Source organism: Brevibacillus sp. FSL K6-6036 (assembly GCF_037964015.1).
GTDB classification, from domain to species: Bacteria; Bacillota; Bacilli; order Brevibacillales; family Brevibacillaceae; genus Brevibacillus; species Brevibacillus borstelensis.
Genome location: NZ_CP150173.1, coordinates 787,346 through 809,364 on the forward strand (window position 1 = coordinate 787,346; position 22,019 = coordinate 809,364).

At 51.0% G+C, this 22,019-nt stretch carries 18 protein-coding genes and 1 riboswitch; of the genes, 15 read left to right on the forward strand and 3 right to left on the reverse strand.

Annotated elements, in window-relative coordinates:
- Positions 1–10 precede the first annotated feature (10 nt).
- The 7 genes from NST37_RS04100 to NST37_RS04130 all read left to right on the forward strand — a co-directional run bounded on the left by NST37_RS04100 (position 11) and on the right by NST37_RS04130 (position 12,061).
- Positions 11–688: a class D sortase gene (locus NST37_RS04100; protein ID WP_031932071.1), complete on the forward strand. Its 678-nt coding sequence runs from the start codon at positions 11–13 to the stop codon at positions 686–688.
- 91 nt (positions 689–779) lie between these two features.
- A riboswitch (cyclic di-GMP riboswitch) is annotated at positions 780–866 on the forward strand.
- A gap of 14 nt (positions 867–880) precedes the next feature.
- Positions 881–1,684 carry a transglutaminase-like domain-containing protein gene (locus NST37_RS04105; protein ID WP_339186322.1) on the forward strand — a complete coding sequence of 268 codons (804 nt, stop codon included), beginning with the start codon at positions 881–883 and terminating at the stop codon, positions 1,682–1,684.
- Positions 1,685–2,052: 368 nt separating this feature from the next.
- Positions 2,053–7,026, forward strand: a complete 4,974-nt coding sequence (locus NST37_RS04110; protein ID WP_339186324.1) for a collagen binding domain-containing protein — start codon at positions 2,053–2,055, stop codon at positions 7,024–7,026.
- A 200-nt stretch (positions 7,027–7,226) separates the two neighbouring features.
- On the forward strand, positions 7,227–7,544 hold the full coding sequence (locus tag NST37_RS04115) for a metal-sulfur cluster assembly factor (RefSeq protein ID WP_311067788.1): 318 nt from the start codon (positions 7,227–7,229) through the stop codon (positions 7,542–7,544).
- A 510-nt stretch (positions 7,545–8,054) separates the two neighbouring features.
- Positions 8,055–8,996: a 23S ribosomal RNA methyltransferase Erm gene (erm, locus tag NST37_RS04120; RefSeq protein ID WP_031932074.1), complete on the forward strand. Its 942-nt coding sequence runs from the start codon at positions 8,055–8,057 to the stop codon at positions 8,994–8,996.
- A gap of 404 nt (positions 8,997–9,400) precedes the next feature.
- The gene (locus tag NST37_RS04125; protein WP_003389331.1) at positions 9,401–10,168 is read left to right on the forward strand and encodes an ABC transporter ATP-binding protein; all 768 of its coding nucleotides are present in this window, start codon (positions 9,401–9,403) and stop codon (positions 10,166–10,168) included.
- A gap of 12 nt (positions 10,169–10,180) precedes the next feature.
- A complete protein-coding gene (locus tag NST37_RS04130) occupies positions 10,181–12,061 on the forward strand; it encodes an ABC transporter permease (RefSeq protein WP_339186326.1) in 1,881 nt (626 codons plus the stop codon).
- A 48-nt stretch (positions 12,062–12,109) separates the two neighbouring features.
- Here the strand turns inward: NST37_RS04130 and NST37_RS04135 are convergent, their stop codons facing one another.
- From NST37_RS04135 to NST37_RS04145, 3 genes are all read right to left on the reverse strand, one after another.
- On the reverse strand, positions 12,110–12,763 hold the full coding sequence (locus NST37_RS04135) for a Crp/Fnr family transcriptional regulator (RefSeq protein WP_003389329.1): 654 nt from the start codon (positions 12,761–12,763) through the stop codon (positions 12,110–12,112).
- 41 nt (positions 12,764–12,804) lie between these two features.
- Positions 12,805–13,452, reverse strand: coding sequence for a Crp/Fnr family transcriptional regulator (locus NST37_RS04140; protein WP_003389328.1), 648 nt, complete (start codon positions 13,450–13,452; stop codon positions 12,805–12,807).
- Positions 13,453–13,516: 64 nt separating this feature from the next.
- Complete coding sequence (locus NST37_RS04145; RefSeq protein ID WP_039070021.1) at positions 13,517–14,356, reverse strand: methyl-accepting chemotaxis protein; 840 nt, start codon at positions 14,354–14,356, stop codon at positions 13,517–13,519.
- Positions 14,357–14,786: 430 nt separating this feature from the next.
- Between NST37_RS04145 and NST37_RS04150 the strand changes: the two genes are divergently transcribed.
- The 8 genes from NST37_RS04150 to NST37_RS04185 all read left to right on the forward strand — a co-directional run bounded on the left by NST37_RS04150 (position 14,787) and on the right by NST37_RS04185 (position 22,011).
- Positions 14,787–15,827 carry a TRAP transporter substrate-binding protein gene (locus NST37_RS04150; protein ID WP_003389326.1) on the forward strand — a complete coding sequence of 347 codons (1,041 nt, stop codon included), beginning with the start codon at positions 14,787–14,789 and terminating at the stop codon, positions 15,825–15,827.
- Positions 15,828–15,848: 21 nt separating this feature from the next.
- The gene (locus NST37_RS04155; RefSeq protein ID WP_243014512.1) at positions 15,849–16,328 is read left to right on the forward strand and encodes a TRAP transporter small permease; all 480 of its coding nucleotides are present in this window, start codon (positions 15,849–15,851) and stop codon (positions 16,326–16,328) included.
- Positions 16,325–17,611 carry a TRAP transporter large permease gene (locus NST37_RS04160; RefSeq protein ID WP_003389324.1) on the forward strand — a complete coding sequence of 429 codons (1,287 nt, stop codon included), beginning with the start codon at positions 16,325–16,327 and terminating at the stop codon, positions 17,609–17,611. Before NST37_RS04155 ends, NST37_RS04160 begins: the two co-directional genes overlap by 4 nt.
- A gap of 147 nt (positions 17,612–17,758) precedes the next feature.
- Positions 17,759–19,267: a 4-hydroxyphenylacetate 3-hydroxylase N-terminal domain-containing protein gene (locus NST37_RS04165; protein ID WP_039070020.1), complete on the forward strand. Its 1,509-nt coding sequence runs from the start codon at positions 17,759–17,761 to the stop codon at positions 19,265–19,267.
- Between the two features lie 145 nt (positions 19,268–19,412).
- Entirely contained in the window at positions 19,413–19,973 is a 561-nt protein-coding gene (locus tag NST37_RS04170) for an NAD(P)H-dependent oxidoreductase (protein WP_003389321.1), read from the forward strand.
- 43 nt (positions 19,974–20,016) lie between these two features.
- Positions 20,017–20,553 carry a 3-hydroxyanthranilate 3,4-dioxygenase gene (locus tag NST37_RS04175; protein ID WP_003389320.1) on the forward strand — a complete coding sequence of 179 codons (537 nt, stop codon included), beginning with the start codon at positions 20,017–20,019 and terminating at the stop codon, positions 20,551–20,553.
- Positions 20,544–21,542 carry an amidohydrolase family protein gene (locus NST37_RS04180; protein ID WP_327956607.1) on the forward strand — a complete coding sequence of 333 codons (999 nt, stop codon included), beginning with the start codon at positions 20,544–20,546 and terminating at the stop codon, positions 21,540–21,542. Before NST37_RS04175 ends, NST37_RS04180 begins: the two co-directional genes overlap by 10 nt.
- Before the next feature lie 7 nt (positions 21,543–21,549).
- Positions 21,550–22,011 carry a RidA family protein gene (locus NST37_RS04185; protein WP_003389318.1) on the forward strand — a complete coding sequence of 154 codons (462 nt, stop codon included), beginning with the start codon at positions 21,550–21,552 and terminating at the stop codon, positions 22,009–22,011.
- Positions 22,012–22,019: the final 8 nt, after the last annotated feature.

A 22,019-nucleotide genomic window follows, 5' to 3' on the forward strand; every position in this document is an offset into this window, starting at 1 on the left:
CGGGCAAACCATGAAAATGAGACTGTTATCAATGCTTCTGATCGTGGCCGGAATCGTTGTGCTGAGCTATCCAACACTGGCTGAAGAGTATCAGGACTACCGGCAGCAAAAGCTTGTCGAGGAATGGCAAAACAGTTTGCAGAATATTTCCAATGGGGAAGAGGCCGCTGGATCAAATCCTGCACCGGCAATTCCTTCCTCAACAGAAGATAGCGAGACAGCGATAGAAAGTGCCGATGCTGCGACCGAGAAGGAGAACGGGAAAAAGCCGGCACCGGACTTTGGCAGCTATAAGAATATGGAAGGTATTTTGACGATTGAAAAGATTGGTCTAATGCTGCCCATTTTGCACGGTGCATCAGATAACAATATGAAAACGACGGTTGCGAGCATCGAAAACACCGGGAGGGCCGGGGAAGTCGGCAATTATGCCATCGCTGGACACAGAAACTTTACATACGGTCGAAATTTCAATCGATTGGATGAGATGGCTGCAGGAGACAAGATCGAGGTTGACAACGGCAAGAGCAAATTTTCCTATACCGTTACAGAAAAATTGTATGTAAAGCCCGAAGAGGTGTGGGTTTTGGAAGGGAACGGAAAAGATAAGGAGATTACGCTCATCACCTGCCATCCGATGCACAATCCGACACACCGACTGATTATTAGGGGAAAAATGACAGAGTGATTGATATTTTTCAAGAAAAGATAGGATGAGGCTCCCTTTTCTAGTAAAGTTATGCTATTATTTTTTTAGTATATTTGATTTTAAAACTTTCAAACGATAATGGCAAATCTAATGAAAATTAGAGACGCAAAGCTATAGGGCCTTCCTTGTGTATGCAAGATGGCAGCCAGCTACCGAAAGGGGAGTTTTTTTGTGTTTTTTCGACGACTTTCGATGACAGTGGTAGGCATGTGTTTGCTGGCGGCTCCAGCGACTGCGTGGGCGAGCTCCGCTCCTTCCTTTATTGATGTAAGCGAGCTCAATAATGGAATCGTCAAAGTTCAACACCATCATTCGGCACAGCCAGTCAATGAAAAAGTAAAAATCACGAAAGACAACCAGAACTTCTATTATAGCGTAAAAGACAACAACCGTTTCCCACTACAGCTAGGAGATGGCAAATATACGATTACACTCCTGCAACACGTTGCGAACAATAAATACCGTTCGATAGAAAGCAAGGAAGTGAACCTGACGGCATCAAGCCCGCAGGCCGTTTTCCTGCAACCGATCCAGATGATCTACTGGAACGACAAGACGAATGCGACCGCAAAAGCCAGAGAGCTGACCAAGGGCTTGAAGACCGACAAGGAAAAGGTACAAGCTATCTACAATTATGTGATCCAAAACGTCCAGTACGATTACCCAAAAGCCAATCAAGTTACGAGTGAATACATCCCTTCGGTAGATGCGACATTGACTGCAGGGCAAGGCATCTGTTACGATTACGCATCGCTGTTTGCCGCCATGCTGCGCAGCCAGGGGATTCCTGCCAAGCTGGTGATGGGACGGAAAAACGACATCCCGCAATACCATGCCTGGAATGAGATTTACTTGAAAGAGACGAACGAATGGATTACGGTCGATACAACATATGATTCGATTATGGTAAAGGGAACGAAAAAGCCGGCCATGATCAAGAATAAAAGTGAATATGTCATAGAAAAGCAGTATTAGGACACGATGCAGGAACTGCTCAGAAGCCGCTCCCTCTCATAAAAGAGGCGGGCGGCTTTTCGTTTTCTCCTATTCAGAATAAATTCAGAGTGATCTTTTATAGTGTGTTTTGTGGCTTAACAGCCAAAACCATACAAATTTTGATGTAAGTCGCCACCAAGAAAGAACAGCTTTAGACACTTACAAATAAAGAACAATGGAGAGGAGGAAGCAACGAAAAAAACATGCTCTCAGGATTGTGCAAGGTGTCATATTCTTCTTCCCCGGCGAAAAGGGGACTGGCAGCATTATCAAAACTTCATATGGGTAATCGCTGCTAGAGTCGTACGACCTTGCCAATTTAAACATGCGAGGTGAACGTAGTTAAGATGTGGCAGCGAAAGAAGCTTTTATCTGTTTACTTAGTATTCGCTTTGCTGGTGAATCTCTTCTTGCCATCCGCGTTTGTCAGTGCCAATGAAGTACCGATGAACGCAGGAATCACCAGTGAAGAAGGTGCCCCAACAAGTGGCGAGGTGTCCGAGCCGGGAACGGATCAAGAACCAGGCGCGGAGAATCCAGAGCCAGGTGCGGAGAATCCAGAGCCGGGTGGGGAGAATCCAGAGCCGGGTGGGGAGAATCCAGAGCCGGGTGCGGAGAATCCAGAGCCGGGTGCGGAGAATCCAGTGCCGGGTGGGGAGAATCCGGAGCCGGGTGCGGAGAATCCAGAGCCGGGTGCGGAGAATCCAGTGCCGGGCACGGAGAATCCGCAGCCGGGCACGGAGAATCCGCAGCCAGGTACGGAGAATCCGCAGCCAGGCACGGAGAATCCGCAGCCAGGCACGGAAAATCCAGGAACCGGAACGAATCCGGTGCCAGACCCGCCACCGCCACCACCGCCCCCAGCACCACCTGTAGAGCCCGAAAAATCACCAGAGAACATCATAACAAAAGTGGTGATGAAGGATGAGGAAGGTAATAACATTACCGAGATTCGTCCTGATCAGGGATCAATGGTAAAGATCATCTTCGACTGGCATCTTCCGGAGGGGCACACCTATAAGGGTGGCGACACTTTTACCTTCGATCTGCCGGACAAATTTAAGGTAGACCGACTTTTGGATGGACCTCTCACGGGGGACGTAGGGACATTTGAAGTAACACCGGAAGGCACCGTTACCTTCACTTTTAGCGAAGATGTGGAGAATGACGAATTCGTCGGTACGTTTGAGGTTTGGCGAACCTTTGACGAAAGCAAATTTTCCGGGGGAACGAAGCAGCAGATCGAATTTCCGTTCGGAGAAACGATCAACGTTCATTTCAAAGCCAATATCCGGGAAGAAATGGACAAGCAAGGAACAGCCAAGAAAATGAACCCAAGCGAGATCGACTGGGTTGTCGATTTTAACAAGGGCGAGCAAAAGATTACAGGCGCGACCTTCCAGGATAGCATACCTGCCGGACTTGAACTCGTTTCTTCTTCTGTCGAGGTATATGAGCTGGAGGTCATGCTGGACGGAAGTGTAAGGCAGGGAAGTGCTGTGACGATACAGCCAACAGTCTCCGGCAATCAGTTCCAGCTGGTCTTTGGAGATATCGATAAAGCGTATCGCGTCAAGTACAAAACAAATATCCTTGAGGCCAAAAATACGACATACACCAACAATGTGTCGGTTACGGGCGGTTCGTACGCAAAGGACGATTCAGCATCCGTCAGTGTGGCATTCAGCGAACCGCTCGCGAAAAAGTCTCTTGATTACAAGTCTTCTACACAAACCCTCACTTGGTCCATTGAGTACAATTACAATGAGCAAGTGATTGCACCGGGAAGTGCCTGGATTGTCGATACCTTTGAAACTGAGCAGACTCAGGAATTCCTCAAGGACACACTGAAAGTCTACGAGGTTACCATCGACGAAAACGGTAAGGCGACCCGGGGAAACCAAGTGGCTTCTAATGAATACATCATAGACGATACACTTCCAAACGGCTTTAAACTGGACTTTCCGAACGGCGTTCAGTCTGCCTATGAAATCATTTACGACACAAAAGCGAAGGACCGTGTTCGCAAGAGTGTCAATGTGACGAACAAGGCAGAGATGTACGATGGCACGACTAAACAGGCAACGAAAGGGATGTACCAGGTCATCTTTTGGAAGGACGCCAAAAACGAGGACATCAACTACAGCACCAAGACCATTCTCTGGAAGATGTATCTGAACTATGACAACTATCAAATGGACGAAGTTGTCATCACCGACCACTACAAGGGCCAAGGGATTGAGCTTGACAAAGATAGCCTGAAAATTTCCGGATTGACAGAGGGGACAGATTACACGATCGAGCCCATCAACAATTATCGCGAAGGGTTTACGATCAAGTTCAATCATCCGATCAGCACGAAAGTGGACATCGAGTACAAGACAAAGTTTGACCCGAACTACTTCAATGCCCATGACATTACCAACCATGGAAAGCTGACATGGCTTGAAAACGGAGTGTCATACGAGAGGGAAGATTCGGCAACGGTTTCCTCGGACCGTTACACCAAGAACAACGGGAATAAAACGGGGACGTATAACCCTAAAACGAAAACCATCACCTGGATCATCGATGTAAACTACAATCTGCAAGAGATTAACCAGGCGGTGATCAAGGATTTCTATCAGGGAGAGCAAACATTTGTCAAGGAATCCCTGAAGGTGAATCGTTTGAACCTCCAGGGTGGAGCCGACCAGGTAGAGGTTAAAGAAGAGCTGCCGAGCAGTGCGTATTCGTTTGAAGGCGGGCTGAAGAACAGTGAAGGTCACGAAGGCTTTGCACTGACGTTTAAAGATCCCATCGACTCTGCATATCGCATCACGTACCAGACGAGCCTGAAAGGCCATGAGGTCTTGGCAGAATACATGAACGATGCAACCATGAGCGATGGCGGCGGGCCGGCGTTGTTTGCCCAATCCGCTTCGGTGAAGCCAAAGCATGGTGGGGAGTATATCCTTAAACAAGGCAAGCAGGGAACAGGGGCAGATGCAGAAAATGCGTTCTGGACCATTTACCTGAATCGAAATCAGTCCTGGATCGATGCCGGTGCGAAAGTAACGGACAAGCTGTCTGACAATCAAGTGCTCCTTCCGGAATCCTTCCAGCTCTATCAGACGGTGGTGGATGCCAACGGGGTAGTGAGCAAAGGCGAACCAGCCGATCCCGCGGACTACGAACTGAAAGTTCTTACGCCAGCGGATGGGGAGCATAGCTTTGAATTGATCTTCAAAAAGCCGATTGAGAGCGCCTATATTTTGGAATACAAGTCGTTCATCATCGCGGAAAATGGAGAATACATCAAGAACAGCGCCGCTTTTGCCGGAAGAACGTCCCTGGCTGACGATGGCAGTGGACAAGGTGGAATCAAAGTCAGCTTGTCAGGAGCTGGCGGAGGGGCGTTCCCTGCTGGGAAAGCATTCATCAAAATCGTGAAAACGGATGCCGCATCAGGTGAATTATTGGCAGGAGCCACATTCGAACTGTATGACAAGACAGGCAAAATGCTGCTTGAAACGCTTGTAACCGATGAACAGGGAGTAGCAGTAACAAAGAAAAAATACAGCTTTAAAGAGTATGTACTCAAAGAAAAATCGGCCCCATCTGGGTATCTCGTCGATGAAGCGTACGCAAGCGGCAAATTGATTGCTTTCAAAGAAGACAAAGAAATTTCGGTTACAAACCAAAAAGGCGACTGGAGCTTTAAATTGACGAAAGTCGATTCGGAGGATGGCGAGAAGAAGCTCGAAGGCGCTGTCTTCAAACTCCAGCGGAAAAACGGCGATAAGTTTGAAGACGTTGCTGACCACACTTCGCTTGTAACTGACGCAAACGGAGAGCTCTATCTCGCGAAATTGGAGCCTGGAGATTATCAGTTAATCGAAACAAGTGCGCCGAAAGGGTACAAGCTGGATGAAACACCGATTCCTTTCACGATTCGGCCAAATCAGACTGCCGTGATTCCATGGACGATGAAGAATGTTGCGAATCGCGGTTCAGTAGAACTCGTGAAGGTAGACGAGTTTGACCATAACATTACGCTGGCAGGAGCGGTATTTGAGCTCCGCGATGCAGACGGCAAAACGCTGCAGTCGAACCTTTCAACAGATGAAAATGGCAAACTGGTGATACCAGACCTGAAGGCAGGAAAGTATCAATTTGTCGAAATTACAGCTCCAACTGATTATCTGGTCAGTCAGGAAACATTGGAGTTCGAGATCGTAAATGAAGGCGAAGTCGTACAGAAAATCTTTACGAACAAGCTGATCCCGGGTTCTGCAACACTGACCAAAGTCGATTCCAATCGACCAGACGTCAAGCTGGAAGGTGCGCAGTTCAGAGTGTTGGACGAGAACAAGAAGCCGATCCTGAGCGGACTGTCCACGGACAAAAACGGTGAATTGCACGTTCCAGATCTCAGACCTGGCCTTTATTATTTCGAGGAAACACGAGCACCCAGCGGTTATGTCATCAAAGACAGACTAACTGAATTCGAGATTAAAAAGAATGAGATTACAACCGTAACGATCGGGAACGTCCGCTACTCTGGCGGAGGCGGCGGTGGAACGCCACCGGTAGACCCACCCAATCCACCAGTAGACCCGCCAAATCCTCCGGTAGATCCACCGAATCCACCGGTAGACCCGCCAAACCCACCGGTTGATCCGCCGAATCCGCCGGTAGACCCGGAGAAACCGGAAAAGCCTGAGAAACCAGGCAAGGACAAGCCGGACAGACCGGATCGGGACGAGCCTGAAGAGAAACCAGAAATACCGGGCGTTCCGTCCAAGCCGTCCAAGCCTGGCGAGCCTTCCATGCCGGAAGTGCCTGTCACGCCAACTCCGGTAGAACCAACACCGGAAAAACCTGTAGATCCAGCGCCGGTGACACCGGTAGATCCGGAGCCAACTACCCCAAGCCCGAGCGTGCCTACGAGTCCAACGAAGCCCGTTGAGAAAGTAGACAAGCCTGTCGGCTCGGTGAAAGTGCCAGAAGGCGGAACGGCAACCATCGGCAAACAGCCTAAGCATGGTACTGTCACAGTCGATCCGAGCGGCAAATGGGTATACACGCCTAACGGCGGTAAAAAACAAAAAGATTCGTTCTCGATTATTGTCAAAGATAAAGACGGCAATGAAGAGGAAATGCTGTATGAGGTAGATGGAGATGTTCCAACTGGCGGCATCCATCCGGACAAGGCAGCCAAAAAGGTCCTGCCGAAGACTGGAGAAGAGAGCCACCTCCCGCTTCAGTTGGCGGGAGCCGGCCTCATTGTTCTTGGAGCGTGGCTCTACAGAAGAACCCGTTCCATGCGCAACATGTAACGGAATTACGCACATTCAAACGGACATCAATAAACCATAAGCCTGCTTGGGGCTGTCTCGCAAGTAGTTGTACTGCTGGCGGGGCAGCCTCTTTTTATTTGCGGGAATGCTACGGCTTGAAGCATATGGATATGGAATCGCGCGGCCAATGCAATAAACAGGGCGACAAAGGAAAACCTATCCTCATGAAGGGGGATGGAATGATGGATGTAACAGAAAAGCTCTGGGCAGAGCTCGAAGAAGTGATCGATCCGGAAGTAGGTGTGAACATTGTCGATCTGGGCCTGGTATACGACATTGCGGTCGATGAGGAAAACAATGTGACTGTCACTATGACGTTGACCATTCCCGAATGCCCGCTTCGCGATATGATCGTCAGCAATGTGGAAGCCAAAGCCAAAAGCATTCCAGGGGTAGGGAACGTTCATGTCAACCTCGTTTTTGAGCCAAGATGGAGTCCGGCCCGAATGAATGACCGTGCGAGGGAAGAGATCAGAAATCGAAGGGCCCATGTGTAAGCGGCCGGGAAAAGTCTGAACAACAAGCTCCAAACAGCATGACAAAAAGCTCAAGCCTGACATACTTGAGCTTTTTGCCGCTTCACCAAAACGGGCGGTCCGATCAGGAGCCAACAGCAGCAGCGGATCAGTGAAACCCTGAAGATTTCTACACGCACCCTTTTTTGCACAGTGATATGCAAGATTGCTGGCCCGCGGAAGCAGCATAGAAAATAAATCGGGAATTCAAAGGAAAGAATAGACTTGTTCTTTCCCGTAAGTTACTCTATAACTTGAGTGCGCCCCGAAAAAACTGCACTCATGTAGAACGATGTTGCTAACCGATAGATGTACATCCTTTATGAATTCCCATTAGGGAGGACCCGATTTTATGTGTTGCATCGCATTCATGCGTACAAGGTAATGTAAGGTACAGAACATGTATAACCTGTCCATTTTTTTAGAAATGGTCCAGGTTTATTTGTGCTGTGCCTTTTTCATTCCCTACTACGAATGAATGAGGTGCTTTTTATGCCCAAAAATAGACGGACATCCAGGGGAAAATCCCGGATCTCCTCAAACTTCTCTGCACAACATTTGTTGATTAATAAACAATTGAGCAAAGACATGATCGACATGGCGAAGATAACGCCGAATGATACGGTAATAGACATCGGCGCCGGCAAAGGGGCGATAACATTCCCGTTGGCAAAAAGAGCGGCAAGAGTCATCGCTGTGGAGAACGATCCGGTTTTTGCCGAGAAGCTGCTCGATAAGATGCAAGGAGTAGCGAATATTCGGATGAACAGGCAAGATTTTTTACAGTTCAACCTTCCCAAAAGTCCGTTCAGTGTCGTGGCCAATATTCCATTCTCCATCACCACGCCGATACTCGGGAAGCTTCTGGACGACCCTGCTGTTCCGTTGCAGAGAGCCGTGCTCATCATGGAAAAAGGGGCGGCCAAACGGTTTACCAGTGTGCGGATTACGAATCCACGAATCCTGAAATGGCGGATGTGGTTTGATCTCAGGCTCGTCCGGACAGTATCGCCAGACCATTTCTCACCGCCCCCAAAGGTCGAGTCAGCAATAGTAACGATCTTCAGAAAGCAAAGTCCATTGGTTCCACTGCAAGCTCATGCAAGGTTTATGGCGTTGGCCACTTATATCCTCCAGCAGCCGCAAGCGCCTGTCTTTGCGGCCTTACAGGGAATTTTTACCCCTTCCCAAATCAAGCATGTGGTAAAAGCGTTGAGACTGGAGCGGAATCAAGCGGTGTCTTCTCTAAATGAGCAACAGTGGGGGGAGCTCTTTCACTCGATGCTCCGGTATGTTGACCCAAGCCGATGGCCGAAGGTGCCAAAGAAGAAGATGCCGAAGATTCCGAGGGCGAAGGCGCCAAAGATGCCAAAGCCAAAAATGCCAAAGATATCAAAGCCAAGGATGCTAAAAAACCCAAAACAAAAGAAATAATCTTTAAAACAAAGCAAGAAAAACACGAAAAGCGATAGAGATGAAAAAGGAGAAAAACGCGAAAGTCTTTGGGACACCTACCTAGGCGAAATGGAAAAAGCGGAACACTCTTTTAAGAGTCCAACCTTTGAAAAGCACCGGGAACCGGCTGCTTTTGGACGCGGTTCCGCTTTTGGAATGCAGCCGGCCAGTACAACCCTCGAGCAGGTGTCCCACCGTACTTTAAGCGGTTTTCTCCTTTTTCATCTCTCCACCCAAGCTCGAACAAAGTTTTCCTTACAAAACCGAAAGCAAAATGTAAGGTAGATCAATAGCTACTTGTCTGGAAACTGGTTACAGTTAATACAACGAGAAGCAAACCGACTGCCATTTGAGTTTCGGGAATAAGCTTGGGAGGAATAAATGTGAAAGCATCTGTACTTGAAGTCAGAGACGTTCAAAAAATATACGGAAATCGAGGAGAAAGTCAGTCGCATGCGTTGAAAGGAGTATCGCTGACTATCCAGGAAGGCGAATTTGTCGGAATCATGGGTCCTTCCGGCTCCGGAAAAACGACGCTGCTGAATGTCATTTCCACACTGGATCGCCCCACGGACGGATTCATTCAGATCGCCGGAACGGACATCACCCAGATGAAACAGAATCAGCTTGCGGACTTCCGTTCGCAAAAGCTAGGCTTCATTTTTCAGGACTTCAACCTGCTGGAAAACTTGACGGTGTATGAAAATATCGCCCTGCCCCTGTCGCTGCAAGGCGTCTCTTCGAGCGAGATTGCCCCCAAGGTGCACAAGGTGGCGCAAACGCTGGGGATTCAGGAGATATTGCAGAAGTACCCGGTCCAGATTTCCGGCGGGCAGAAGCAGCGGGCTGCGGCCGCACGTGCGCTGGTGCATGATCCGGCCATTCTGCTGGCTGATGAGCCGACCGGTTCGCTTGACTCCAAAAACGCGAAAAGCTTGCTGGAGACGATGACCGATCTGAACGAGAACCACGGCGTGTCGATCATGATGGTCACGCACGACGCTTTCAGTGCAAGCTATTGCAGGCGCATTCTCTTTATTCAGGACGGAAAATTGTATACGGAAATTCACCGGACACAAGACCGTCAGCAATTCTTCAAGCAAATCCTGGATGTACTTGCCGAGCTGGGTGCATCGCATGATGTGCGCTAGGAGGGAATGCACATGCTGTTGAAGCTTTCGCTTTCAAGTATGCGAAAAATGATGAAGGACTATCTGGTTCTCCTGATCGGTCTGGTCATCTCGATTACGATCTTTTACATGTTCCAGACGCTGGCGCTGAATGGTGACTTTACGAAACAAAATTCGGTGATCAGTTCGATCCAGCTCGTTTTTAATGTAGGCTCTGTTTTGCTGGCGTTCATTACCTTCTTCTATATCTTTTACGCCAACTCGTTCTTGCTGTCGCTCAGACGCAAAGAACTCGGGATGTATATGATATTGGGCGCGAAGAAGAGGAAGATCAGCCAAATCCTGTTTTTGGAAACGCTTGTGCTCGGGATCATTTCCCTGGTCATCGGCACCATCGCGGGAGCAGGGCTGGCGAGCGGGGTAGGGAGCCTGCTGATGAAGCAGCTCGATATCTCGCTTGAAGGCTACCAGCCCTTCTATCTCCCTTCGATCATGATGACGTGCGGGTTCTTTTTGGTGCTCTTTCTGCTGACGTCATCGGTCAATGCAATCAAGCTGGCCCGTACGACAGAGCTGGACCTCATCCGGGCCGAACAGCAAAATGACAGGGTACAGCGAAAGGGCTTCGCTACGGTTCTGCTTGCACTGATCGGCCTTGCCGGACTCGCAGCAGGTTATTATGCGCTTGTCCATATGGAAGAGCTCAGGGAAATCGGACTCTTCATCGCGGCATCAGCTACCACCATTGGAACCTATTTGATTTTCATCACCCTGCTGCCGGTGTTTGTAAATGCGTTGAAAAAGAATCGGGTGTGGAATGAGCGTAAACTAAATGCTTTCACATTCGCGCAGCTTCGCTTTCGCGTAAACAACCTGACAAAGGTGCTCGGAACGGTAGCGATGCTGATCGCGCTCGGCGTTGGGGCAATGGCTGGGGGCATGGCTTTTCAGAAAAACGTGAGCCTGATGGCGGAAATGGGAAAAGTCTATGACGTCATTATTCACAAGCCTGTGCCTGCAGACTATGAAGCCTTGAAAGCAATGACGGTCGAGGAACAAAACACGTACCGATACAAGGTGGATGATGCGGGGATTTACTACCTGAAGGACGATTTGCTGGCGGATCCGCCGCTAATCAACACGATCGGATTGGAGGACTACGATCCGGACAACCGGGTCAAGCGCGTGTCAACGTCTCTCCCGTCCAAGGTGTACAGCGTGTATGATCATCCTGAGGAAAACCTGGGGCCGGACATCGAGTCGATGCCCCCTGACTGGCAGGAAGCGGTCACGGGCGAATTTATCAACAGCTACGAGATGATCAACGGCAAGGCAGTCCGCATCGTCGATCAAACGAAGTATAGCGGTATCCAGGGAGAAGAGCGCTCGGTCGTGCTCGCCAAGGTGGATGACTTTTTAAAGTACAAGCAGGAGCTGAAAGAAATCGATGAGCGGCAAACCCGGTTGTATGCTGATGAGACTGGAGCCGAGGGTCCCCAGCTTTATTCGAAATACACCACATATGCCAGCCTCTATGCCTTTACGAGCGGGACGATGTTCATGGGCTTCTTCCTCGGAATTGCCTTTTTGGCGATGATGGCTAGCTGCCTGATGTTTAAAATCCTGTCCGGGGCTACCCGGGACAAAGACCGCTACAGCATGCTTCGCAAAATCGGAGTTCGCCAGGAATGGCTTGTCGGTTCGATTTACAAGGAGCTGTTCGTCGTCTTCGTGTTTCCTGCCCTGATCGGTCTGGTTCACGTTCTCGTAGGGATGAACATGTTCTCGTTTATCCTGGAAGAACCGTATGTGGGCATTTGGGTACCGATCAGCATTTTCCTGGTCATCTACACATTTTACTATTGGATTACGGTACAGCTTTACAAAGGAATTGTCCTGCCGAAAGAAGCATAAGCGAAAATCCCCCGATTTCCCGGGGGTTTTTTTATGGAGGGAAGCGGCCTACTGCCAAAGGCTCATTCCCTCCAACTCCCCGGTTTTATAAGCAATTTCCCTGATCTTTTCGACATCTGCAATGCGAATCGCACCGCGGTTGGAAAGCTCGATCAGCCCTTGCTGCCGCCATTTTTGCAAAATCTTGTTTACGGTAATGCGGGAGGTGTCGATGTAGCGGGCAAATGACGTTTGATCGATCGGGACGTTTTCATTTTCATGAACGGTGTATAGTCTGATCAAATAATGGGCCATCTGCTGTTCGACCGGACAGTCCTGGAATGCGATGATTTCAGCCAGCAGCCGAACCTTGTATATTTGCGAATTGGTAAAAAGGACGGCGGCCTGGGGGTGATCTTTGCATATATTGGACAGCGCTTCATCGGAGAAGAAGTACAAAACGGAAGGGGAGGTGGTGATGGCGGAAGTCACGTAGGGCCCTTTAAAGGCCCCGTGCTCGCCAGACAATCCGCCGGTTGGCACGTAGTCGATGGTGCGCTCGTGTCCGTTCGCGGATAAGAGGATGATTTTTAAACCGCCGCGATCCAGGTAGTAAAAACCGTTTCCCTGTTCGCCCTGGCGATAGACGGTGGCGTTCTTTTTATACTCCAGCTTTTGGCCATACATCAAAAACGGGGCCCATTTGTAGCGCAGATTGGTCATGGCGATCTCCTTTTCTCGTGATCTGCCTTGGACAGCGGAAGCTAGACAGTCAACGCCGTCTGGGTGTATCGATACGGATAGCGGAGCAATTCCGGTTTCTGGATGACAAAGGTCCGGTTTTTGATCTCGATAATTCCGCTTTCTTTCCACTGCTTCAGAATCTTGTAGACGGTGATCCGCGTCAGACCGGCACAGTCGGCCAGGTCTTGCTGGGTGAGCGGAACCTCGTAGTTCTTAAAATCATCGCAAAGATTCAAAAGAAGGGAGGCGATCTGTTCTTCCGAAGTAAGCGCTTTCATGTTGATGGCAAAAAGGAGAATACGCAGTTTCTGGCTGACAGTTTGTGTGAACAGCGAGAGCAATTCAGGTTGAGCCTTGAGCATTTCTTGAAATTGGGCACAGGAGAAGTGGTAGACGACCGAGTTCTTTACGGCAACGGCTGTGGTGAAGTGCGTATGACGATCCATGGATTGGACGCCCATGATCTGGCCGGGAACGACGATGTTTAACAGACGGTCATTCCCTTTTGCCGTTGTGGAAATGATTTTTACGAGACCTTTATGGAGGTAGTAAAAACCTTCTCCCATCGTGCCTTGCTTGTATATGATCGTTTTTCCTTTACAAAATTGCCGGGTCCCGTACTTCAGGAACGATTCCCATTTCACATCGGTTTCAAACGGAGATACCATATCGAACACTCCTTACAATTGGAATTGTGGATGCTCGAAAAACGGGCTCGGTTGGCGGTTTCGACTACCCGGTCGGGGAGCTTGAGTGAATTTTTGACATCTGCTGGAGCAGGGTGGCTTCCTGGTTTACTTCCTGTATGGCCGAAGCCAGCTCTCTTATGCCTTCTGTCTGTCCCTGGGTCAGATTCTTCGAGTCCAGGACCATTTCCGAGATCGAGGCCATTTCTGCTTGGAGTGAAGAGAGGTTCTGAGAAATCTCTTTGGCAAAATCTCCGGACATCGTTGCCAAACGGCGCATTTCTCCGGCGACGATGTTGAAGCCTCTGCCGTGTTCGCCAGCCCGTGCGGCCTCAATCGAGGCATTCAGGCTGAGAATTTCGGACTGCTTGGCAATCTGCGAGATCGATTTCAATACGGTAAAAGTCGTTTTCAACTGCTCCAGCATCCCGGTCGTGACGGTATGCAGTTTTTCGCTGTGCAAGGATAAGACTTCAGAGCCTTTCTGCATTTCGATGGATTGTGCAGAAACCTCTTCGACGATCGACGACAAATGCCCGGCGATCTGTGTCAGCGTATTTTGTCGATCCAGGCCGACTCCAAAGACAAGGACACCGGCAATGATTCCATTTTCCTTGATGGGAAGTCCGCCGGCCAGATAGGCAATCCCGTATACGGAGGAATCCATGACTTTGCTGACGGGCATCCCTTGCTCCAGGATGTGCTTGGCAAGACTGCCCTCCTTGATCGGAGCGTGAGGAGACAAGCCAAACTGCAGGGTTTTTCCAGGAATATAGGTTAAAAATTTTTCCCGATCCGTTACTCCCAGCGTAAAGTCTTCTTCAAAGCATAAGACCATTTTATGCATGAGAGAAGAAACGCGGACGACATTTTCCAACAGGCTCATTGCCTTCAAACCCCTTCACCAAAAACGTTTTCCGTATCGTTTTGCCACACCAATTCTAAATTTTCAGAACCTTCCACGAATATTATAGATGAAGAAAAATAGTATTTTCAATCTATGGAGCATGGACAAAACAAAAAAACAGAAATCATGTTAAATGGTTTACATTCAGATGCGATATCAAGCCGTTTTTTGTCAAAAAATGTGGTTGAAACGTTAAGCGCTTTACAATACTCCAGCTTCCCATTTAGTAAAATCATAGCACCGTCCTTTTTGCCTGAAACGGAAAGCGGGCACAAAATTATCGAAACATTCCGATATTGAATAGGGGGTAAGGGAACTATCCGGCGAAACGATCCGGCAGGTTAGACGAAAGCAGCTTGTTCAATGATTCATGAATGGGTTCGTACATGAAAAAATGGAGGGGTAGTCAATGAAAAAGGTAAAAAAATGGGGGGCATCCCTTTTGACGGCTTGTCTGATGATTGTCATGACTGCAGGCTGCGGCGGAAATGCGGCGCCAAGCGGTACTTCCAATCAGCCTGCGGCAGCAGGCGGCGACTCCAAGCCGAGCTACAACTTCAAGCTGGCCCATATTACGCCGCCTACACACACATGGCATTTGGCGGCGGAAAAGTTTAAAGAAGAGTTGGACAAGCGTTCCGGAGGCCGGATGAAGCTGGAGATATATCCGTCCAGCCAGTTGGGAACGGAAGCTGACATGGTTCAGCAAATCGGTGCCGGTTCGGTCGATTTCGGCTTGATTACAGCGGCCTATCTCAGCTCCAGGTCTCCTTCATTTTCTGCCTGGTTTACGCCTTATGCATTTCCTGATCTGAAGGCGGCAAATGAAGCCAGGCATACGGACGTAGCCAAAAAAATTCTCGCGACACTGGAGCAGCAGGGATTGGTGGGCCTTGATTATTTATTCGCCGGGCAGCGCGTGATGCTGTTTAAAGACAAAGAGGTACTGAAGCCGGAAGACATGGCGGGACTGAAGCTGCGGGTCACCCCGAGCCCTCCGCTGCAGGATTTTTACAAGTTTGCAGGCGCATCGACGGAAGGACTGCCGCTGCCCGAGGTGTATTCGGCCGTTCAAACCGGCGTGATCGACGGAATGGATATGGACCTCGATGCGACCATCACCAACAAATACTACGAAGTCGTGAAGTACGGGGCTGTGACCAATCATATGGTGTGGCCTGCGGTCGCGATGGTCAGCAAAGGGACGTTCGACAAGATGCCGGATGAGGACAAGCAGATTGTTCGCGACGCCATTGCCGCGGCGGCTGATTTTTCCGCAACGACCAGAGCGGGGCAGGAAGAAGAGTTCAAAAAAACGCTCAGTGACAAAGGAATGAAAATCTATGAGATCGATCCGGCTCTGTTTGGTCCCATCATGAAGGAGTTTGACCAAAAATACGGACCGACCAACCCGCTCATCCAAGAGTTTATCGATACATTCCGCAAATAGGCAGCCAAAGGGGAACAGACCATGAAAGCATTGAGCGACCTCATTTCTACGGTGGAAAAGTATTTAGCCATTGTCCTCATGTTTGCGATGGCTGTCATTGTTGCACTCGCAGTCGTGTTTCGCTACGTGCTGAATGCCCCCCTGTCATGGGCGGGGGAGGTGTCGATCTTTTTATTGATCTGGAGCAGTTTTATCGGCGGCAGCCTGGGACTGAAGTACAAGTCTCAGGCCGCTGTTACCATTGTCCTTGAGTACGCGACGGCGAAGGTAAAGAAAATGGCAGGCATTGCCGGGCATATCCTGATGCTCGTATTTCTCGCGGTGATGCTCTATTACAGCTATACATGGGTGCTGTCGCCAGGCGTTGCTTTTCAAAAGTCGACAGCCATCCTCCTCCCGATGTGGATTCCGTTCAGCGCGGTGCCGGTCGGCTTGACGTTTTCCGCCATCCATCTGTTGTCCAATCTGATCGATCTGATCCGAGAGGAGGAAGTCCGTTGACCACATTGGTAATCCTGCTGTTTCTGCTCTTTTTATTGATGGGCATCCCGATTTCCCTTGTCCTGGGCATGATCACGATCGTCTATTTCTTACTCATGGGGAACACCACGCTGCTCACATCTACGCCGATGCGGCTTTACTCCGGTCTGGAGAATTTCGGCTTGCTGGCGATCCCGCTGTTTATGCTTGCCGGGGAGCTGATGAACGGAGGCGGCATCACGACCAGGCTGGTCCAGTTCGCCAAGGTGTTCGTGGGGCATGTTCGCGGCGGGCTGGCTTATGTGACGGTGGTGTCGAACATGTTTCTGGCTTCGATTCTCGGATCGGCCAATGCGCAGGCTGCGATGATGAGCAAGGTGATGGTTCCGGAAATGGAAAAGGAGGGCTATGACCGGGAATTCTCCTCGGCCTTGACGCTGGCGTCGTCCATCGTCGCGCCGATTATCCCGCCGAGCATGATCTTTATTATTTACGGGACGCTGTCAGGGACCTCGATTGGCGGGCTGTTTATGGCGGGGATTGTTCCCGGCATTATTTACGGGATCGGCTTCACGGCTCTGATCGCCTATTTGGGGTATAAGAACAATTTTCCGAAGAGCAAACGCGCGTCGGGAAAAGAGATGCTGAGAAGTACGGTTCAAGTTTTGCCAGCGCTGCTGGTGCCCTTTATCATCATCTTCGGGATTTTGAGCGGGGCGTTCACGGCGACTGAATCGGCGGCGATTGCCTGTGTCGTCGCATTCCTTGTCGGCACGTTTTTGTACAAGGAGCTGCACGTAAAAAAGCTGCCGCAAATTTTGATCAATACCGTCATCAGCACGGCTACGGTCACCTTTTTGATCGCGATGGCCAACATTTTTGGCTGGATGATCGCTTTTGAGCAAATCCCTCAATTGATCGCGGGTACGATGCTTTCCGTGTCCGACAGTCCGTTTGTGTTTCTGCTGCTGGTCAATCTGCTGCTGCTCTTGCTCGGGATGATCCTGGACGGCATTGCCGCGCTGATTATTTTGGTGCCGGTGCTGATGCCGCTCGTCACTGCATTTCAGATCGATCCGATCCATTTTGGCGTGATCATCTGCATCAACCTGACGATCGGTCTGTTGACACCGCCGGTGGGTACGGGACTCTTTATCGTCTCCTCCATTGCGGAGGTCAAATTTGAGCGGCTTGTAAAAGCGACAATGCCGTTTTTGGTGATGGCGATTGCCATTTTGTTTGTGATCACCTATTGGGAAGATGCCGTCCTGTTCGTGCCGAAAATATTGGGCTTGTCCCAATAACCCCCCCTTTGTCAGGCTGATGCCAAGATTTTCATCTGCTCGCCAAAAAACGGTGAAAAACGTTAAATGCGCTACAATTTTCGAAAAAATTGGATATTATAATCCGTTTCAAGGTGAAAAAACAACATTGCCAGGGGAGGATTGTTTATGGGAATTCGTTCAGGTGCTGAATACATCAAAGGTTTGCAATCCCGGCAGCCGGAGATTTGGCTGCAGGGGCGCAGAGTGACAAGTGTGTACGATGAGGCGGTTTTCAAGCAGCCTATACTCGAAATCGCCAAGCTGTACGACATGCAGCATGACCCGGAGTATCAGGACAAGATCACGCACATTTGCGAGGAAACCGGTGAGAGAGTAAACAACGCCTTCCTCCCGGTAAAAAGCGCGGAGGATCTGGAAGCAAGGAGAAATCTGTATGAGGCGTACGCCAAGGCAACGTTCGGCCTGATGGGGAGAACGCCGGATTTTCTCAATATCGTTCTGACTTCCTTGTACAGCAATGCTTCGTTTCTGGAAAAGTACAACCCACAATGGGCGGAAAATGTAAAGAGCTACTACCGGTACATTCGCGACAATGACCTGTTCCTTACACATGCGATCATCAACCCGCAAAATGACCGGAGCAAGACCTCGCATGAACAGCAGGACATGTTTACGCATTTGGGAGCGGTCAGAGAGACTCCGGAAGGGCTGATCGTCAGAGGGGCGAAAATGCTGGCCACGCTGGCGCCGATCACGGATGAAGTGATCATCTATTCGTTCCCCGGCTTCAAGCCTGGCGACGAGCGTTACGCGCTTGCGTTTGCCATCCCGATCGATACGCCGGGACTGCGCATCCTGTGCCGCGAGCCGATGCAGGACGGAAAGCGCTCCGTCTACGACCATCCGCTGGCGTCGCGGTTCGAGGAAAGCGATGCGGTGCTCGTCTTCCACGATGTGCTGGTTCCATGGGATCGCGTCTTTTTGTACAACAACGTGGAAGCGGCGAACGGGCTCTATCCAAAAACGGGAATCGCCCAGCAGCCGGCGCACCAGACCGGAGTGAGAGGGCTGATCAAGCTGCAGTTTGCCACGGAGGTGGCGGTCCGCCTGGCTGACTCCATCGGGGTAGACGTGTATCTGAACGTCCAAAATGACCTGGGAGAGCTGATTCAGTCCGTCGAGTGCATCCGGGCGCTGCTGCGGACTGCCGAGCGGGAGTGCGATGTGCTGCCTTCGGGTGAAATGATGCCAGGCTGGGTGCCGCTCGAGACGATTCGCGGACTGCTCCCGAAAATGTACCCGCGGGCGATCGAAGTGCTGCAAATCATCGGCGCAGGCGGATTGCTCATGTCTCCGACGGATGCCGATATGGTTCACCCGGAACTGGCCGAGGACATGGAGAAGTACTACGCCGGACGGGCGGGCATCTCCGGATCGGAGCGCGTCCGACTGTTCAAGCTGGCCTGGGATTTGTGCGGCGAAGCGTTCGGGCAGCGGCTGCTCCAGTACGAGCGCTATTACACGGGCGACCCGATCCGAAAAAGGGCGATTTTCTACAACAACTACAAACGCGAACGTTCTTTTTCCCTTGTGGATGACGCTCTCAGTGTGTTTGAGGGGAAAAAGACAGCGGAGTCGGTGCTTCCGGTCAAGCGGGCAAGCGGAGCTGACTAAGCGGCGAAAGCGGTAAAAGCGGCGAAAGCGGCGAAAGCGGCGAAAGCGGTAAAAGCGGTAAAAGCGGCAAAAACCGCAAAAGCCGCAAAAGCCGCAAACGTAGTGTAAGTCTACCGAAAGAATCTGCCTGAAGGGAGGGTTTCCGGTGAAAGTGCTGGGTATATCCGGAACCATTATCGGAGCAAAGACGAGCATCCTCGTGCATAAAGTCTTGGAAGAAGTGAAAAAGGAAGCCCCTGAGCTTGAGACAGAGCTGCTGGACCTGAGGGACTTCAAAATGTCGCTGTGTGATGGGCGAGATCCGTCCACCTATCCCGATGACACGAAAAAGGTAATTGATCTCGTAACGTCGGCTGATTGCTACATCATTGGAACGCCGATTTTCCAAGGGTCGCTGACCGGCGCCCTGAAAAACTTGTTTGACCACATTCCGCCGCAGGCGCTGCGCAACAAGGTGATGGGATTTGTCGCCAATGGCGGGACGTACCAGCATTACCTGGTGGTGGAGAACCAACTGAAGCCTATCGCAGGATATTTCCGGGCCTATGTGGCCCCGGGCTTCGTCTACGCCCACCCGGACCATTTCAATCAGCAAAACGAGATTGTGGACGAGGATGTTCTGAGCCGCATCAGCCATCTGGCAAAAGAAGTCGTACTGCTGCAAAAAGCGCTGAAGGGCGCGGCCGATCTGTCAGCGCAGCGGTAATCCGCTGAAAAGCAACCATCAAAAGCGAACGGGAGTGATTTGCATGAGCATCCTGGCACCGATAAATTTGGCGAAGTTCATTGAGGAGAACAAAGACCAGCTCAAGCCGCCGGTCAACAACAAGGTGATCTGGAAAGACGCCGAGCTGATGGTCATGCTGCTCGGCGGCCCCAACAAACGGCGCGACTTCCACGTGGACCCCTCGGAGGAGATTTTCTATCAGATCAAGGGCGACTGCTATGTGGAGATCATCAACTACGAGGGAAAACGCGAAGTAATTACGGTCAAGGAGGGAGAGATGTTCCTGCTTCCTCCCAACGTTCCGCATTCGCCGCACCGGGTAGCCGATACGATCGGGCTGGTCATCGAGCGAAACCGGGCGGAAGGAGAGCTGGAGGACTTCGTCTGGTTCTGCGACGAGTGCGACAGCGAAATGCATCGCGCCACCGTGCAGCTGACCAATATCGAGGTTCAGGTGAAAGAAGCGATTCACGGCTTCAACAGCAATCTGGAGCTGCGGACATGCAAAAATTGCGGGCACGTCATGCCTCCGGAAGCGAGTGAGTGGAAATGCGAGTAGACTTCCACACGCACATCATTCCGGAAGACCTCCCCAATCTGGCTGAGAAATTTCAAGGCGAGCGCTGGCCCGTCCTGCAGCGGACCTGCGCGTGCGGCGCCAACATCATGGTCGCGGGCAAAGTGTTCCGGGAAGTGACCGATCAGGTGTGGGACCCTGCCAAGCGGATTTCTGACATGGAGCGGGAAAAGGTCGACATGCAGGTCATCTCGCCGATTCCGGTCACGTTCTCCTACTGGGCCCCTGCTGAAGAAGCGGAGCTGATGGCCCGCATCCAAAACGATTTTATCGCGGACACGGTCAGGCAGCATCCCGAGCGCTTTCTCGGGCTTGGGACCGTGCCCCTGCAAAATGCGGAGATTGCGATTCGTGAAATGGACCGCTGCATGCATGAGCTCGGCCTCAAGGGGATCGAGATCGGTACGAATGTGAATGGCAACAACCTGGACGATCCGTCTCTGATTCCCTTCTTTGAAATGTGCGAGAAGTGGGAGGTGCCGCTGTTTATCCACCCGTGGGAGACACTCGGCCGAGAGCGGATGCCGCGGCACAACCTGATGTATACGGTGGGGATGCCGAGCGAGACGGCCTTGGCTGCTGCCAGCCTGATTCTCGGCGGCGTGATGGAAAAATTCCCTCGGCTGAAGATTTGCTTTGCCCACGGCGGAGGGTCATTTCCTTACATTCTTCCCCGCCTGGACCAGGGCTGGAAGGTATGGCCGCATCTGAGGCTGACCGAGCAGCCGCCAAGCCACTACGCCAAGAGCTTTTATTTCGATTCGCTGAACTACGATCCGCTGAACATTCAATACATGGTGGACCGCTTTGGCGCCGACCGCATTTTAATGGGGTCGGACTACCCGTTCTTGCTGCGGGAAATTCCTCCGGGCGAGGTCATAGACAATGCGCTTTCGCTCACCGAGGAGCAGAAGCGGGCGATGCTGGGCGAAAACGCGCTGCGCTTCCTGAATATGAGCGAGGGCAGGTGAGAGGGAGATGACTACACATGCGGCTACACCGGAACAAAGATTGCAGGAATTGGGGCTATCGCTTCCGGCCCCACGGCAGGCAGCAGGAAACTACGTAGGCTGTGTCCGCGCAGGCAGCCTGTTGTTTACCGCCGGACAAGGGACAGATGAATACCGCGGCAAGCTCGGCGATGATGTGTCGGTGGAAACAGGCTACCTGGCAGCCAGGCAATGCATGCTCAACCTGCTGGCTGTCGTCAAGGCGGAGATCGGCGAGCTGAGCCGCGTAAAGCGGGTGGTGAAAATCCTCGGGTTTGTCAACAGCGCCCCCGATTTTACGGATCAGCCCAAGGTCATGAACGGAGCGTCCGATCTGCTGGTGCAGATTTTCGGGGAGAAGGGGAGGCACGGGCGTTCCGCCGTCGGGATGGCCCAGCTTCCGCACAATAATGCGGTGGAAGTCGAAATGATTCTGGAAATCGAAGAGTAGGAGGCTTT